Below are 15,021 nucleotides of genomic sequence, written 5' to 3'. Positions count from 1 at the left end.
TCACCCACTCGGTGAGCACCCCCAGCCGCACATCATCAGACAACCCCACCCACGGATGCATGACCCATCCAACGAGCAGAACACCGACCGGTCACGGCACCGCTTGACTCCTCAAACAACGGCATTGCGCCGCCAGGGGAAAGTTCCCCACGACGATCGCCCCCACTCCCGGCGGGGCGGCTTCTTCGAAGGCCTCGGACACGCGTCCAAGGTATGTCCTCATGGCGACACAACGCGGCCCCATCGCGGATTGTGGCCATCACTGCTGCTCCATAGCGTCATCTCATGCCCCTCAACCATCCGCGCCTGGAGCGCTGCCGTTGTCCGTACGGACTCAACGCGCCGACGGGACACCTCTCATGACGCCGGCATCAGCCCTCTCCCCAGCCACAGGTCGCCCTCGGCCGGCATTGATCGTCCTGTGCTTCGTCCAGTTCATGCTCGTACTGGACGACACCGTGGTCAGCGTCGCTCTCCCCAGCGTCCGGGAGGATCTCGGCTTCAGCACCGCGGGCCTGGCATGGGTCGTCAACGCCTACTTTCTCGCCTTCGGCGGGCTGCTGTTGCTGTTCGGCCGGGCGGCGGACCTGTGGGGCCGTCGCCGCGTCTTCCTCAGTGGCGTGGCACTGTTCGGCGCGGCGAGCCTGGTCTGCGGGTTGGCCCAGGAACCCTGGCAACTCGTGGTCGGGCGGTTCGTCCAGGGGGCGGGCGCGGCCATGGCGAGCCCGGCCGCCCTGTCACTGATCACCCTTCTGTACCCCGGCACCGAGGAGCGTGCCAAGGCCCTCGGCATCTGGGGCGGCATCGCCGGTCTGGGTGGCACGACGGGCCTGGTGATCTCCGGCGCACTGACCGGCCTCACCTCCTGGCGCTGGATCTTTCTGATCAACCTGCCCGTGGCCGTGGGCGCGCTCGTGCTGCTGCCGCGCTTGGTCGCCGAGAGCCGGGCCACCAGTCGGGCACGCCTGGACGTATCCGGTGCGGTGCTGGGCACGGGCGCCGTCCTGGCTCTGGTCTACGGGCTGCTGCAGGCGGGAGAGCCGGGTGGCTGGGGCAACACGTCCTGCGTCGGATCGCTGCTCCTGGCCGCCGTGCTGGGCGTCGCGTTTCTCGCGGTCGAGTCCCGCGCGGCGGAGCCGTTGGTGCCGCTGTCGTTCATCTCCTTCCGGCCCCGCGCCGTGGCCAACGGCGCGACCCTGCTGTTCTCCGCCGCCTTCTACGCGATGGCGTTCCTGCTGATGATCCACCTGCAGACCGTGGTCGGCTACGGCCCGCTCGAGGCCGGCTTCGCCTACCTCCCCTTCGGCGCCGGAATCCTCACAGGCATGTGGCTCTCCTCCCGCGCGGTGATCAGGTTCGGGGTGCGCATGCCTCTTGCCGTGTCGTTCCTGATCAGCTCGGCCGGGCTGCTCCTGCTGTCCGGCGTGACGCCGGGCGCCAGCTACGCACCGGGTGTACTGCCGGGCTTGCTCGTCACGAGCCTCGGGTGCGGTCTGAGCCTGCCCGCCCTGACGGGCGCCGCACTCACGGGCACCACCGAGGACAACGCCGGTCTCGGCTCGGCCGTCTTCAGCTCCGTCCAACAAGTGGGCGGCGCTGTGGGGTTGGCGGTCCTGGTCACCTTGGCCGCACGCCGCAGCGACGCCCTGACGGCCGATTCGGCCGACCCGCTGCGCGCCGCTACGGACGGCTTCTCCTTCGGGCTCACCGTGGCAGCCGCCCTCCTCGTGCTGGGCGCCGTCCTCATCGCCGCTGTCTTCCGGAGCGGCCACGACACGCCGGAGAGCCAGAAACGGTCCACGTAAGGACGGTCCACGTGAGGAGGGTCCACGTGAGGACGGTCAGCCCCTGGGCGGGCGCGTGGCCGTCGGCGGCTCGTTCTTGTGGCGTGCGTAGTGGCGGGACGCCTTGGCCCGGTTGCGCAGCCCGCCATGGATCACCAGCGGCGCGTGCCGTTCTTGGAGATGTCGTGGAAGTGGAGCACGCACTCGGGGTGCGCACAGCGCCTGATGCGGGTCGGCGCACTCTGGAGAAGGCGGAGGCAGTCGTCGGCTGCCAGCCACGCGGCCAGATAAGCCGGGTCGTCTGTCTCCAAGGTTTCCCGCACCCCTTCGGGTCCAAGTGACCGGCGGATATGGCCGTGGGAGAGCGTTCGGTCGAGTGCGGCCGAGGCTTCCGGCGAGTTTCCGTGCCGCACCAGCTCCAGCAGGGCGTCGCGTACGTCGAGCAGGGCGTCCAGGGTCGGCCGGTCGGCGGCGGTCCGGTCGGCCAGGCCGGCGGAGCCAAGCCAGATCCGCAGACCTTCAGTGGATTCCAGCAGGTCACGAGGGCCTTCGGCGTCTCTCCAGCGCGTGGTCAGCAGGTCGAGGGAGAGAGGCTCGCCGATCAGCGGGCGAGGGTCGCCCTGCGGGAGTTGCCGGTCGGGGTCTGAGGTCAACGCCCGTCCTCTCTGTGCGCTGGGTGTGGGTCTCTTCGGCACTGGGACGCCGGACGCGCGGCTTCCGTACCTCCAGCCGAGCGGCTCGTCGAGTTCACGGTCCGGCAGGTGGTGGAAATCCCCGGCGCCGGCCCCCTGCGCTGGACCGGTGTCGCATACTCCCGATTCAATCCGGTCAATCCGGCCGCCCCCGCCGTTTCCGCCTGAAGGCCGAAACGTGCGCACCGCCTGCCCATCGGCACGGAGCCGCCATGGCCGGGGCGCACCATAAGTCAGGGGTTATGGGTCCTTGCCGAACCCGTCGTTGATCGCCCGGCCCGGGCCGGGAATCGTGGAGGCCATGTCCACGATTCCCCACCCGACAGCGCCGGGGGACCTCTTCCGGGACCACCCGCGCTTGGTACTCCTCCAGCCCCTCGTCACCGTCGATGCCGAGCAGTTCCGGAACCATCGTCGGCACCGTCGTCGGCAACGTCGTGAGGCTCGGACGCGGCGTCACGGTCATGCCGGTCGGTGCGGTCGTACCGGGCGGTCATGCCGGGCGGCACGTCGGCGACCGCCCGGTCATCGCCACCAGATCCGTCGTCACCTCCGAGGCGCACGCGACCGACTCGCACTCACCGAACGAGAGGAACCCGCATGACCGCAGTCGACCCCGCCCCCTTCGGCCCGGCAGCCGAGTTCGACCGGCAGGTTCGCACGCTCACCGAGCTGGGCTACCCGAAGTTGTCCGGTCTCACCCCGGAGCGGTTCGCCGCCCTGCTCGAGCCGTTGCGGGCCACGGCCCTCACAGCGGGCACGGACTACGACCCCGAGTCTGGCCGCGTGCCATTCGTGCTGGTCGTCACCCGCGAGCTCGCCCCTGTCGAGGAGACGATGCCGCGCACCACCCTGCACGGCGGGAAGCTTCCCGGATTCGTCGACCGCTCCTTCGAACCCGGCGCCCTCGAACGCTTCGTCGCCACGCCCGAGGCGCACCTTCCCGGGGAGCAGGCGTACCTTCTCCTCGACGTCGAACGCGGCGAGGAGTTCTGCGGAGTCGTACCGCGCGACGCCATGGCCACCATCGCCGAACGGGGACGCACGCTCCTCACCATCGAGGAGGGGATCGCCCTCGTCACCCACTTCCCGCACGTCCTCGTGAAGAACAAGTGCTTCTCACTCGGCGGCTCGCGGAGCGGCGACCGCCGCGTACCCGCGATCTGGATCAGCCAGAAGGCCCCCAAGCTGGGCTGGTGCTGGGAGGGCAACCCGCACACCTGGCTCGGCATGGCCTCAGCCGACACCCGCCGCCCATCGACTTGAGTTCCTGCCCGGCCGCCGGCGACACCGGTGGGCGGACCCGTGCCGTCTCGCGGCTGTGGTTCAGGCGTTTCCGGGGCCCACGCGTGGCCCCTGAGCTGCCGATACGGCCCCCACGGGGAGGTCAGGTTGTCGGGTGTCGCGTGCTTTCGCGGGTGATCAGGGCGGTGCCGACGAAAGTCGGAGCGGGGGGCCGGTAGTCGTTCTCCAGTTGCCCGCGCAGCAGACCGAAGGCGTCGCGGCCCAGCCCTTGGAAGTCCATGCGGACTGTGGTGAGGGAGGGGGTGAGGAACTCGGAGTGGGGGGCGTCGTCGAAGCCGATGACGCTGACGTCCTCGGGCACCGACCGGCCGGCGTGGTGCAGGGCGCGCAGGACGCCCAGCGCCAGGTCGTCGTTGCCGCACAGGATCGCCGTGACGTCCGGGTCGTGGGCGAGTTGCTGTCCCTGGTCGTAGCTGGCCCGCGCGTCCCAGCCCTCGCCGCCGTGGGGTTCGGGCGGGGTGATGCCGGCCGCCTCGAGGGCCGCCCGCCAGCCCTGGGCGCGCGGCCCTTCCGAGCGCCGGGTGCCCACTGAGGTCGGGATCGCGACGTAGTGAACGGTCCGGTGGCCGAGCTCGAGGAGGTGCGCGGTGGCGGCGCGGGCCGCCTCGCGGTCGTCGGTCCACACGGCCGGACGGGGAGGCTTCCGGCCGTGCGGGGGCGCTTCGACGACCGCGGCGCACGGCACGTCCGCCGGCACCCGGCGCAGAGCGGAGGCGCCGAGCCGGTCGAAGCCGATGACCAGCAGTCCGCCACCGTCGGATGCGGCGGAGGAGATCGTGCGGTCCAGGTCGTCCTCGGGCGTCAGCACCTTCACGCCCAGCGAGTAACCCGCGGCGCGGGCCGCTTCCTCCAGGCCCTGCAGGGTGGCCGCATAGCCGTAGAGGGTGGTGTTGGACGTCAGTACCGTGACGGACCGGGTCACGCCGCTGGCCAGTGCGAACGCGGTGGGGTTGCGTCGGAATCCCAGCGTCTCGATGGCCGCCTCGACCCGCTTGCGGGTCTCCTCGCGGACGGCCGGGTGCCGGTTGATGACCCTGGAAACGGTCTGGTAGGACACGCCGGCCGCCTGGGCCACGTCCCGAATGCTGGGGGCCTTCCGCGGTTCCTGTCCGGGAGGACGGGAGTGCCTGCCGGGGCTTGTGTGACCGGTCACATCCATGCAACGATTGTGAGCGGTCACAACGCTGCCCGTCAAGAGACGGAAGCCGGCGTTCGTCGGGCAGTGGCATGCAGTCATATCAGGGGGCATGCAGTCGAACAGGGAACGTCCTGCGATGTCCCGGCGTCATCGGGCGGCTGCCGACAGGAGACCCCGCGACCGGTCGCAGCCCACAGGAGGGAAGCCGCGTTGACTACTGCTGTCGGAGCAGCTGAGAGCTCTCTTCTCTGGTCCCATGACGCCCTGGGGCTGCATGTCTTCGCGGATTCCGCCGGGTCGGTCAGGCTGGGAGCGCAGGGCCGGGAGTGGGACTCGTTGCTTCCTCTGGTGGAGGTCACCGCCACCGGCCACGGCCGCACCTGGTCGGGGGAGCGTTTCATCGACACCGCCGTCGGCGGCCGCCTGGCCTACCGGGGCCACGAGACGGTTCAGGACGAGGGCTGGCAGTGCACGACGGTCCGGCTGGCGGACGCGGTGACCGGCCTCGCCGCCGACGTCACCCTGCGGACGTGCCCCGGCGCCGGCTTTCTCCGCTCCCAGGTGCGCCTGGTCAACGAGGGGAGCACCCCGCTTCAGCTGGAGAGCGTGTCGACGCTTACTCTCGGCGGCATCGTGGACGCCACGGAGGCCGTGGACGCCAGGGAGGCCGTGGACGCCGCGGAGGCCGCGGACGCCGCGGAGGCCGCGGACGCCACGAATTCCATCGACGACATGGACGCCACGGTGGGCGCCAGGGACGCCCTGGACGGCCTCATTCTCCACTGGGCGGACAACGACTGGCTCGCCGAGTGCCGTTGGCGGCGCGCCGCGTTCCGTGACCACATCGTCCCCCTGAACCGGTCCGCGCACGGCCATGACGGACGCGGCTGCTTCGAGCGGTACTCGCAGGGCAGCTGGTCCACGGGGCGGCATCTGCCGATCGCCGCGCTCACCGATCGGGCGGGCCGCGCCTGGCTGTGGCAGATCGAGTCCAGCGCGGGCTGGCGCTACGAGACCGGCGAACGCGAAGGTGCCGCCTACCTCGCCCTGTTCGGACCCGACGACGCCCACCACCAGTGGCGCCAAGTCCTGGCACCCGGCGAGGAGTTCACCACCGTCCCGGCCGTCCTCGCCGGGGCCCGGGCCGGCGGCCTGGACGCCGCGTTCGGCGAACTCACCGACTACCGCCGCCGTATGCGCCGCAGCCACCCGGACCACACGGCGCTCCCGGTGATCTACAACGACTACATGAACACCCTGATGGGTGACCCCACCACCGACAAGCTCCTGCCGCTCATCGAAGCGGCGGGGTCCGCCGGCGCCGAGGTCTTCGTCATCGACGCCGGCTGGTACGACGACGACGCCCAGGGCTGGTGGGACGCCGTCGGCGCCTGGGAGGCCTCCGACAGCCGCTTCCCGGGGGGTATCCAGCGGGTCCTGGACGCCATCAGGAAGCACGGCATGACCCCCGGACTCTGGCTGGAGCCCGAAGTGGTCGGCGTACGCAGCCCGTTGGCCCGCACCCTGCCGCCCGAGGCGTTCTTCCGCCGGGGCGGGGTCCGCGTCACCGAGAACGGCCGCCACCACCTGGACCTGCGCCACCCCGCCGCCCGCGCCCACCTCGACCAGGTCGTCGACCGGCTCGTGACGGAGTGGGGCGTGGGCTATCTGAAGCTCGACTACAACATCAACACCGGTCCCGGCACCGATGACGGCGCCGAGAGCGCGGGCGCCGGCCTGCTCGGGCACCACCGCGCGCACCTGGACTGGCTAGGCTCCCTCCTCGACCGGCACCCCGGGCTCGTCCTGGAGAACTGCGCGTCGGGCGGGCTGCGCATGGACTACGCGCAACTCGCCCTCGCCCAGCTGCAGTCCACCAGCGACCAGCAGAACCCCCTGCGCTATCCGCCCATCGCGGCCTCGGCCGCGACCGCCGTGACCCCCGAGCAGGCCGCCGTATGGGCCTACCCGCAGCCGCACTTCAGCCTCGACGAGATCGCCTTCACCCTCACCGGCGCGCTGCCGGGCCGTATCCACCTGTCCGGGTTCCTCGACCGCATGAGCCCGGGGCAGTTCGAACTCGTCCGCGCGGGCATCTCCGTCTACAAGGGCGTCCGATCCCAGATCCCCGACAGCCTGCCGTTCTGGCCGCTCGGGCTTCCCTCGTGGGAGGACACCTGGATCGCCTACGGCCGGCGCGGCCATGACGCCACCTGGCTCACACTCTGGCGCCGGGAGCCGACCACCGACGAGCGAGAGGGAGTTCCGGGCACCCGAGACCGGCACGGAGCCGACGACGAGCGAGGGGGAGCCCCAGACACCCGAGACCGGCACGGAGCCGACGACGAGCGAGGGGGAGCCCCAGACACCCGAGACCGGCACGGAGCCGACGACGAGCGAGGGGGAGCCCCAGACACCCGAGACCGGCACGGAGCCGACGACGAGCGAGGGGGAGTGGCGCGCATCCGAGGCCGGAGCGGAGTCGGCGACAGCGCACGCACCGTCACGATCTCCCACCTGCGCGGCGTCGACCTGCGTCCCACGCTGCTCTACCCGCACACCTCCGACGCCACCGCTACCTGGGACCCCGCCGACGGACAGCTCACCGTCTCCCTGCCCCGCCCCAACACCGCCGTACTCCTCCGCCTCGACGCGGCGCCACCGGCACGGGGCCGCGAGGTGTGACGAGGTGGGCGGCGTGGCTCCGCGTGGGCGGGTTCGGTCAGGCGTCCCGGAGCCGGAACGTCAGTCCGCCGGCCAGCAGCGCGGCCGCCGCGTACAGGGCGAGTACTCCCAGCCCGGGCCAGGGCCCGATCGGCAGGCTGTGCAGGTTCCGGGTTGCCTGGACGGCCATCCCGGCGGAGGCCGGCCCCCATTCCTGCAGCCGCTCACGCCACTTCTCGCTGGAGACCAGTGAGACCAGCACCGGGAAGACGTACAGCAGCGCCAGCACCACCGTGATGGCCCCCGCGGTGTCCCGGACCAGCGCCGCGACGCCCAGCGCCAGCAGGGCGATCAACCCGAGATAGAGCATCGAGCCCACCGCGGCCCGCAGCGTCGGACCGTCCGCGAGGGACAGCGGCGGATAGCCGGCCTCGGCGGTGAAGCCATTGCCGGGGAGGACGAGGCGGCCGACGAGCAGCGAGCCGAGCACGCCGAGGGCGCCCGTGGTCAGCGCCAGCGCGCTGACCACCACCGCCTTCGCGGTGAGCAGCCGACCGCGCCAGGGCACCGCGGTCAGCGCCGCCCGTATGGTGCCGGTGCCGTACTCGCTGCTCATCGCCAGAGCTCCGAGGATCGCGACCGCCGCCTGCCCGACCCACACGCCGGTGAGGCTCAGCTTCACCGTGTCCTCCTGGCAGGCGGCGGGCGTCGGATGGCAGTGCTCCGTCGTCACCGCCGCCGCTGACGCGCCTCCGGCCGCGACTGTCAGCGCGACCACGGCCACCAGCAGCCACCAACTCCCGGGCACGGTGCGCAGTTTCGTCCACTCGGCGCGCACCGCCCGCAGCGTCCCCAGCGCTTGCATCGCCGCCGTCGCCCGTACTGCCGCCGACGGTTGCATCGGCGGCGTCCCCCGCATCGCCGTCGGCCTCTTCGTGGCCCGCATCTCCCGCATGCGGATCACACGTCCCGCCGGCGCAGCCGCCAGATCGCCAGCCCCAGTGCTGCGGCCGCATACACGCACAGCACCGCGAACCCGGCCCACGGCCCCTGCGGATAGCAGCCTTCCTCGGGAAGGCACACCGCCGCCGCGTGGTCGTAGCGCGCGATCGCGTCCTGGATGGCGAAGCCGGCCAGCGGTGTGGCCCGCATCAGGGCGTGTGCCGCGCCGAGGGGCAGTCCGCTGATCAGGATCTGCGGCAGCACCAGCATCACCACGATGAGCGTGATGGCGGCCGCGGTATGCCGCAGCAGCGCGCCCAGGGCCAGGGCGAGGACGCTGATGACGGCGAGCAGCGCGGCGGTGCCGATGACGGCGCGCAGCACCGGGCCGTCGGTGAGCGACAGTTCGGGCCAACGGGGAGGCTTGTGCCCGTTGCGCCGCATGATGGGCTCGCCGAGCTGGAAGGAGAGTACGGCCCCGATCAGCCCGGCCACGAACGTCACCCCGCCCAGCACGATCGCCTTGGCGGCCAGCAGCCGGCCCCGGCGCGGACTGGCGGTCAGCGTGGTGCGGATCATGCCGCGCCGGTATTCGGCGGTGATGAACAGTACGCCCAGCGCGGAGAGGGGGATCAGTCCGATCATCGCCCCGCTGAGGGTCTGCCTGGTGATGTCGGTGTCCGTCTGGAGGGGGCCGACGTCCCCGGAGCCGCGCAGTTCGAAGGAGCCGGAGGCGAGGTCCACGGCCGGGACCGTGTCCCGCGCGGCGGGCCGGCCGATCGTGGCCTGCCGCCGGCCGCCCTCGCCGCCGTTCACCGCGAGCTCGTCGAAGTGTGCGGTGGCCCGGCCGGGCCCCTCGGCGATCGAGGTGCCGCCGAACGCGCGCTCCACCTTGGTGTTCGGCGCCGCGGCCGTGAACACCCCGGCCTCGACGGTGCCGGTCAGTCCGGCCGGCCGGACCGAGCCGACCCGGCGCCAGTCCTTGCCGTCCGCCGACTCGTAGCCGGTCAGGACGTCGCCCTTGCGTACCAGCCGCAGCCAGCGGTCCTCGTCCGGCCGGGTGGCGCTGCCGGCGAGGTCGTGCGTGTAGTCCCACTGCATGCGTACGCCGTGGCCGTGCGTCAGGACCACCGCGGCGTAACTGCTGCCGGACTTGGTGTTCGCCTTGATGATGATGCCCGCCTTGGTCCAGCCCGGAGTCTTGCCGGTGTTCACCGCGGGCGGCCCCCCGGCCCGTCCCCCGTCGGGCCGGGGGGCTTTGAGGCCCTTCAGCCCGGAGACCCGGGCGGTGATGCTGCCGTCTCCGGGCAACCGCTCGTGGACGAGTTGCATGGTGTCCTTGACGGCGTTGCCGTCGGGGCCGACGGGCGCAGCCGGCCCACCGCCCCCGACCGAGCTGCCCGAGACCGCGAGCACGGAGACGAGCACGGTCACCACCATCGCGGAGAGGAGCACCAGGCCCCAGCGGGGCACGGTGCGCAGTTTGGTCCACTCCGCGTGCAGCAGCTGCCCGAAACCGTCCCGCGCGGGGGGCAGTTGGGAGCGGTACGGGGCGGTCCTCACCGGCGCGCTCACCGCATGTCTCCGTCGCCGGTCGCGGCCCGGAACTCCGACGCCTGGGACTCCGAGGCCTGGGACGCTGCGGCCCGGGGCTCCGAGGCCTGGGTGTCTGTGGCCTGGAACTCCACCGCATCCCTGGTGAGCTCCATGTACGCCTCCTCCAGCGTCGCCCGGTGCGCGCTGACCTCGGAGAACGGCACGCCGCCCGCGGCCAGCAGTGCGGTGATCCGCTCTGCGGGCAGCCCGGTGACGGACAGGCTCTCCTTCCCGTTGGCGGCGACGGTGGCGCCCTCGCGGGCCAGCACCGCCATGGCCCGGGTACGGTCGCTGGTGCGCAGCGCGACCCGGTCGCCGGAGGCCGCGGCCAGCAGCTCGGCCACGGGGGTGTCGGCTACCAGCCGGCCCCGGCCGATCACCACCAGATGGTCGGCGGAGTCCTCCAGCTCGCTCATCAGATGGCTGGAGACCAGGACTGCCCGCCCCTCGCGGGCCAGCGCCCGCAGAAAGCCGCGGATCCAGCGGATGCCTTCCGGATCGAGGCCGTTGACCGGCTCGTCGAAGAGCAGCACCGGCGGATCTCCCAGCAGCGCGGCGGCGATCCCCAGCCGCTGCCGCATGCCCAGCGAATAGCCGCCCGCCCGCCTGCGCCCCGCGGAACCGAGACCGACGGTCTCCAGCAGCTCGTCGACGCGCCGGGTCGGCAGCCCGTGCGTATGGGCCAGCCACAGCAGATGGTCGCGGCCGCGGCGCGAGGGATGCACGGCTGCGGCGTCCAGCAACGCGCCGACCTGGGTCAGCGGGCGGCGAAGTGCGGAGTATGCCCGGCCACCGATCAGCGCGCGGCCCGCGTCGGCCGAGTCCAGGCCGAGCAGGACGCGCATGGTGGTGGACTTGCCCGCGCCGTTGGGACCGACGAAGCCGGTGACCTGGCCGGGAATCACGGTGAAGGACAGATCGTCCACGGCGACGGTCTGCCCGAACTGTTTCCGCAGTCCTTGCACTTCGATGGTTGCTTCCATGGCTGGGAAGGTTAGGGAACGGCGGGTGCCGCGGTCGTCACGCCGTGGAGCGGACTTCGCCGTCCCTGGCGTGGGGGATGGGCCACGGAAATTGTCCCTCGTACGGGGGATGCGCGACCGCTGGCCAGGGGGACGCGGTCGGGCCCCGGCCCCGCGACAATGGTGGTCGTGAGCAAGGGACTTGAGCGCAAGAGCCCAGCCAGACGGCCGCTCGGGAGCACCCGGTGGGGCGGTCGGCTGGTGCGCCGGTTCGACGAGGCGGTGGACCTGGGGGGCCTCTCGAAGGTCATGCACCGCGCCGGCCCGCGCGGTCTGGTCCCGCGCGGTGCGGTCCCGCCCGGTGCGGGACTCGCCAAACTCCCCCTGGCCCCCGAGACGCCCGTGATCGCCGCGTCCGTGCTCGCTCTGCTCGCGTCGCTCGAGATGATCGTCCGCGCGGACAGCGTGCACGCCGAACTGCCGCTGTCGCTGCTGCTGGCGCTGGGCACCACCACGCCGCTCGCGCTGGTGCGCACCAACGGCGCGGCGGCGGCCGTCGGTGTCACCGGCATGAGTGTGCTGGCCCTGACCGGCTATCAGGCGCTGACCCTGGGCGGGGCCGCGGCACAACTGCTCGTCCTCCATCTGCTCGGCCGGTCCGGCGCCCGTCACCTTCCGCTGCTGCTGGTGGTGCCCTATGTGGCGGTGGCGCTCGGCCATCCCGATGTCGCGGGCATCCGCATCCCCGCGATCCTGCTGGCCACGTGCAGCGCCGCGGTGGCCGCCGCGGCGATCGGCCGCCGAGCCCGCAGTGAGGCGCTGGCGCAGAGCGCCACCGAACGCGCCATCGCCGAGACGCTGCTGGACCACGCCGCGCGCGGCGAGCGGGCCCGGATCGCCCGTGAGCTGCACGACGTCGTCGCGCATCACATCTCGATGATCTCCGTGCAGGCGGAAACGGCCCGCCTCACCACCCCCGGCATGCCCGAGGCCGGCGCCGAACGGCTGCTGGACATCGGTGACACGGCCCGCGCCGCGCTCACCGAGATGCGACGGCTGCTCGGGGTGCTGCGGGAGGACGCGGGCACGCCGGCCGAGACCCGCCGCCCGCAGCCCGGCCTCACCCAGCTCAACGAACTGCTCGACGAGGCCCGCGACGCCGGCCGGGGCTCTGCCCGGCTCATCGTCAGCGGCCCGGTCGCCGCGCTCGACCCAGGCGTCGAGCTTGCGGCGTACCGCATAGTCCAGGAGGCGCTGACCAACGCCCGTCGGCACGCCCCCGGCGCCGCCGTCGACGTCGAACTGCACTACACGGGCGACTCCCTCCATCTGCGCATCCGCGACAACGGACCCGGCCCGGACCGCGGGGCGCCGGGCCCGGGCGGCTTGGGCCACGGTCTGCTCGGCATGCGCGAACGCGCCACGACCGTCGGCGGTCGGCTGCGCTCCGGGCCCGCGCCGGGCGGCGGCTTCCTGGTCGAGGCCACCCTGCCCGCCACCACGGAGGACGCCCGGTGAACCCCGCACAGACCCGCATCGTCGTCGCCGACGACCACGAGGTCGTACGGGCCGGCTTCGCCGGACTCCTCGGCACCCAGCCCGACTTCACGGTCGTGGCCGTGGCCTCCGACGGTGCCGAGGCAGTCCGGGTCTGCGCCGAGCAGAGCCCGGACGTGGTGCTGATGGACGTCCGCATGCCCGGCATGGACGGCATCCAGGCCACCGCGCGGCTCACCGCGGACGGCGGCGGCCCGCGCGTCCTCATACTCACCACCTTCGACCTGGACGAGCACGTGTACGACGCGCTGGCCGCCGGTGCCAGCGGCTTCCTGCTGAAGGACGTCACCGCCGAGCGGCTCTTCGACGCGGTACGGGTCATCGCCGCGGGCGAGGCGCTGCTGGCGCCTACGGTGACGCGGCGGCTCATCGAGCAGTTCGCCAGGCAGCGGCCCCAGTCCCCGCCGCTCTCGGCGGGCCTGCCCGGACTCACCCCCCGCGAGACGGAGGTCCTCAAGCTGGTCGCCCGGGGCCTGTCCAACCCGGAGATCGGCGCCCGGCTGCAGGTCAGCGAGGAGACCGTGAAGACGCATATGAGCCGCATCCTGGCCAAGCTGGGTCTGCGCGACCGCACGCAGGCGGTGGTGGCGGCCTATGAGTCGGGGCTGGTGGTACCGCGGGTCGACTGAGGCGCGGGAACCGTCGCCGCCGACGTCCCCGCCGAGGTCCCCGCACATGCCCCCGCAGATGTCTTCGCCGAGTCCGTGCGGCCGCCGTGGCCCCGGCGACCGGGCCCGCCAGGCCCGGCCGGCCGCGAGGAGCGCATCATCGCCCGCGCCGGCGCCCACTCCTGAACGAGCCGTCACCTGCTGAACGATCTGTCACCGGTTGGACGATCCATCGCCGACTGGAGGACCTGTCGCCGGCGCCGTTGCCCCGGCGCCACCGGCGCTTTCCGTGGCGATCGCGCCGGTGACGCGGTGCGAGCGATCTTGGCGAGGGGGGGGGTCAGCCGAGTGCCTGGAGGAGTTCGTTGCAGGCCTGTTCGCAGGAGCGGCAGGCCTCGGCGCACAGGCGGCAGTGCTCGTGCACGTCGGCATGGGCGGAGCATTCGTCCGCGCAGGCCTTGCAGGCGGTGGCGCAGGCCTGGAGGATCGCGCGGGTGATGTTGGCGTCGTAGCCGGTGTGGCGGGACAGCACGGACGCGGTCGTGGTGCAGATGTCGGCGCAGTCCATGTCGGTGCGGATGCACTTGGTGAGCTCGCCGACCATGCCCTCGGACAGGCAGGCGTCCGCGCACGCGGTACACGCCTGGGCGCAGGCGATGCACTCCTCGATGCAGCGGGTGAGCTTTTCGCGGTCGACGTCGCCGAGGTCGGCCGGATAGGTGTTGAGCATGTCCTTGACCGTGGTCGTCATCGGTTGCCTCCCTGTTGCTGCCGGAGACCGGCGGGCCGGGCGGCCGCGCCTCGTCCACCTCCGGCCTTTGACGAGTGGGCCGGGGTGCGGTGACGCAAACGCGCCCCGGGGTGCCCTGTGTTGTCAGGGCTGCCCGGGGCGTGCGCTGGTCGTGGTCGGCCGGGTGGTGGTCGGCCTGGTGGTGGTCGTCTGGGTGGTGGTCAGTGGTAGGCGTGGACGACGGCGTGGCCTTTGCCGCGGCCGATCATCCACTTGTTGACGGGGGTGGTGATGAGGAAGGCGACGGCGAAGCCGCCCAGGAGGGCGCCCCAGAACAAGCCGTCGGAGAGGTGGGCGTCCATGGCGCCGGGGGTGAGGGCGATGATGGCGTTGTCGACGAGTTCCATGACGGCGATGGAGACGGTGTCGGCGGCGAGTGCGACCTTGATGGCGGTTTTGAAGTCCAGGCCTGCGCGGCGTACGGCGAAGAGGGTGAAGGAGTAGCCGAAGAGGAAGGCGAGGGTGATCGCGAGGATCATGGTCGGGACGTTGCCCCACAGCAGGGCGGTGCCGATGACCATGCCGAGGATCTCGCCGATGGCGCAGCCGGTCAGGCAGTGCAGGGTCGCTTTGGCCGCCATCGCCCAGCTCGTTCCGGGCGCATGCCCGGCGTGGTGCGCTGTGTGGTCTGCGTGGTGTGCCGTGTGGCCGGCGTGGTGCGCGCCGGGGTCGGCATCGTGTGCCGTGTGGTCGGCGTGACCGTGGTTGCCGTCGTGGCCGTCGTGCGTGGCGTGCTCGTGAGCGGTGTTGGTCTCGTGAGCGCTGTGGTTCATGACCTTCTTCCCCATTCCAGTCCGGTCTGACCCGGTGGCGAGTTCCACACCGGAACCATATACCCCCATGGGGTATAGCGACAAGGGTTTTCCGGTCCGGTACGGGGCAGTCGGCAGTCCGGAAGCCGGCGAGGGAAGGTCAGCCGGACAGCCGACTGAAGGTCAGCCGGACTGCGGGCTGAAGGTCAGCCGGACTGCGGGCTGAAGGTC

General features: G+C 72.1%; 12 protein-coding genes. 5 read left to right on the top strand and 7 right to left on the bottom strand.

Annotated features, from left to right (window positions below):
* Positions 1-359 precede the first annotated feature (359 nt).
* Complete coding sequence (locus EF387_RS39475; RefSeq protein WP_128381431.1) at positions 360-1,805, top strand: MFS transporter; 1,446 nt, start codon at positions 360-362, stop codon at positions 1,803-1,805.
* 131 nt (positions 1,806-1,936) lie between these two features.
* Here the strand turns inward: EF387_RS39475 and EF387_RS39470 are convergent, their stop codons facing one another.
* Positions 1,937-2,437 (bottom strand): CGNR zinc finger domain-containing protein, encoded by a 501-nt coding sequence (locus EF387_RS39470; protein ID WP_202918514.1) that lies wholly within the window; start codon positions 2,435-2,437, stop codon positions 1,937-1,939.
* 639 nt (positions 2,438-3,076) lie between these two features.
* On the opposite strand from EF387_RS39470, the gene EF387_RS39465 reads away from it, so the two are divergent.
* Complete coding sequence (locus EF387_RS39465) at positions 3,077-3,742, top strand: DUF5701 family protein (protein WP_128381430.1); 666 nt, start codon at positions 3,077-3,079, stop codon at positions 3,740-3,742.
* 121 nt (positions 3,743-3,863) lie between these two features.
* Here EF387_RS39465 and EF387_RS39460 read toward each other — a convergent pair whose 3' ends face one another.
* Entirely contained in the window at positions 3,864-4,940 is a 1,077-nt protein-coding gene (locus EF387_RS39460) for a LacI family DNA-binding transcriptional regulator (RefSeq protein WP_202918513.1), read from the bottom strand.
* Positions 4,941-5,129: 189 nt separating this feature from the next.
* Between EF387_RS39460 and EF387_RS39455 the strand changes: the two genes are divergently transcribed.
* Positions 5,130-7,604, top strand: a complete 2,475-nt coding sequence (locus tag EF387_RS39455) for an alpha-galactosidase (protein ID WP_238431949.1) — start codon at positions 5,130-5,132, stop codon at positions 7,602-7,604.
* Positions 7,605-7,641: 37 nt separating this feature from the next.
* Here the strand turns inward: EF387_RS39455 and EF387_RS39445 are convergent, their stop codons facing one another.
* From EF387_RS39445 to EF387_RS39435, 3 genes are read right to left on the bottom strand one after another with little or no spacing between them, the layout of a single operon-like run.
* The gene (locus EF387_RS39445; protein WP_238431948.1) at positions 7,642-8,484 is read right to left on the bottom strand and encodes an ABC transporter permease; all 843 of its coding nucleotides are present in this window, start codon (positions 8,482-8,484) and stop codon (positions 7,642-7,644) included.
* A gap of 59 nt (positions 8,485-8,543) precedes the next feature.
* Positions 8,544-10,100 carry an ABC transporter permease subunit gene (locus EF387_RS39440; protein ID WP_128381428.1) on the bottom strand — a complete coding sequence of 519 codons (1,557 nt, stop codon included), beginning with the start codon at positions 10,098-10,100 and terminating at the stop codon, positions 8,544-8,546.
* Positions 10,097-11,104, bottom strand: a complete 1,008-nt coding sequence (locus tag EF387_RS39435) for an ABC transporter ATP-binding protein (protein ID WP_128381427.1) — start codon at positions 11,102-11,104, stop codon at positions 10,097-10,099. The genes EF387_RS39440 and EF387_RS39435 overlap by 4 nt, the downstream gene beginning before the upstream one ends.
* Positions 11,105-11,272: 168 nt before the next feature.
* Here EF387_RS39435 and EF387_RS39430 point away from each other — a divergent pair, with 168 nt between their 5' ends.
* Both EF387_RS39430 and EF387_RS39425 read left to right on the top strand, forming a co-directional pair.
* The gene (locus tag EF387_RS39430) at positions 11,273-12,601 is read left to right on the top strand and encodes a sensor histidine kinase (RefSeq protein ID WP_338058152.1); all 1,329 of its coding nucleotides are present in this window, start codon (positions 11,273-11,275) and stop codon (positions 12,599-12,601) included.
* Entirely contained in the window at positions 12,598-13,269 is a 672-nt protein-coding gene (locus EF387_RS39425; RefSeq protein WP_128381426.1) for a response regulator, read from the top strand. Before EF387_RS39430 ends, EF387_RS39425 begins: the two co-directional genes overlap by 4 nt.
* Positions 13,270-13,588: 319 nt before the next feature.
* Here the strand turns inward: EF387_RS39425 and EF387_RS39420 are convergent, their stop codons facing one another.
* On the bottom strand, positions 13,589-13,999 hold the full coding sequence (locus EF387_RS39420) for a four-helix bundle copper-binding protein (RefSeq protein ID WP_128381425.1): 411 nt from the start codon (positions 13,997-13,999) through the stop codon (positions 13,589-13,591).
* A 200-nt stretch (positions 14,000-14,199) separates the two neighbouring features.
* Positions 14,200-14,811 carry a DUF4396 domain-containing protein gene (locus EF387_RS39415; RefSeq protein ID WP_128381424.1) on the bottom strand — a complete coding sequence of 204 codons (612 nt, stop codon included), beginning with the start codon at positions 14,809-14,811 and terminating at the stop codon, positions 14,200-14,202.
* Between the last annotated feature and the right edge of the window lie 210 nt (positions 14,812-15,021).

The organism is Streptomyces cavernae (genome assembly GCF_004023625.1).
Lineage (GTDB): Bacteria > Actinomycetota > Actinomycetes > Streptomycetales > Streptomycetaceae > Streptomyces > Streptomyces cavernae.
Note: the sequence above shows the minus strand (reverse complement) of the source record. Positions and strands in the feature narration are given on the sequence as shown.

Bases quoted from the DNA above. Each gene is read 5' to 3' on its own strand.
- EF387_RS39475 (WP_128381431.1), top strand. From the start codon at position 360: ATGACGCCGGCATCAGCCCTCTCCCCAGCCACAGGTCGCCCTCGGCCG.
- EF387_RS39465 (WP_128381430.1), top strand. From the start codon at position 3,077: ATGACCGCAGTCGACCCCGCCCCCTTCGGCCCGGCAGCCGAGTTCGAC.
- EF387_RS39460 (WP_202918513.1), bottom strand. From the start codon at position 4,940: ATGGATGTGACCGGTCACACAAGCCCCGGCAGGCACTCCCGTCCTCCC.
- EF387_RS39445 (WP_238431948.1), bottom strand. From the start codon at position 8,484: ATGCAACCGTCGGCGGCAGTACGGGCGACGGCGGCGATGCAAGCGCTG.
- EF387_RS39435 (WP_128381427.1), bottom strand. From the start codon at position 11,104: ATGGAAGCAACCATCGAAGTGCAAGGACTGCGGAAACAGTTCGGGCAG.
- EF387_RS39420 (WP_128381425.1), bottom strand. From the start codon at position 13,999: ATGACGACCACGGTCAAGGACATGCTCAACACCTATCCGGCCGACCTC.
- EF387_RS39415 (WP_128381424.1), bottom strand. From the start codon at position 14,811: ATGAACCACAGCGCTCACGAGACCAACACCGCTCACGAGCACGCCACG.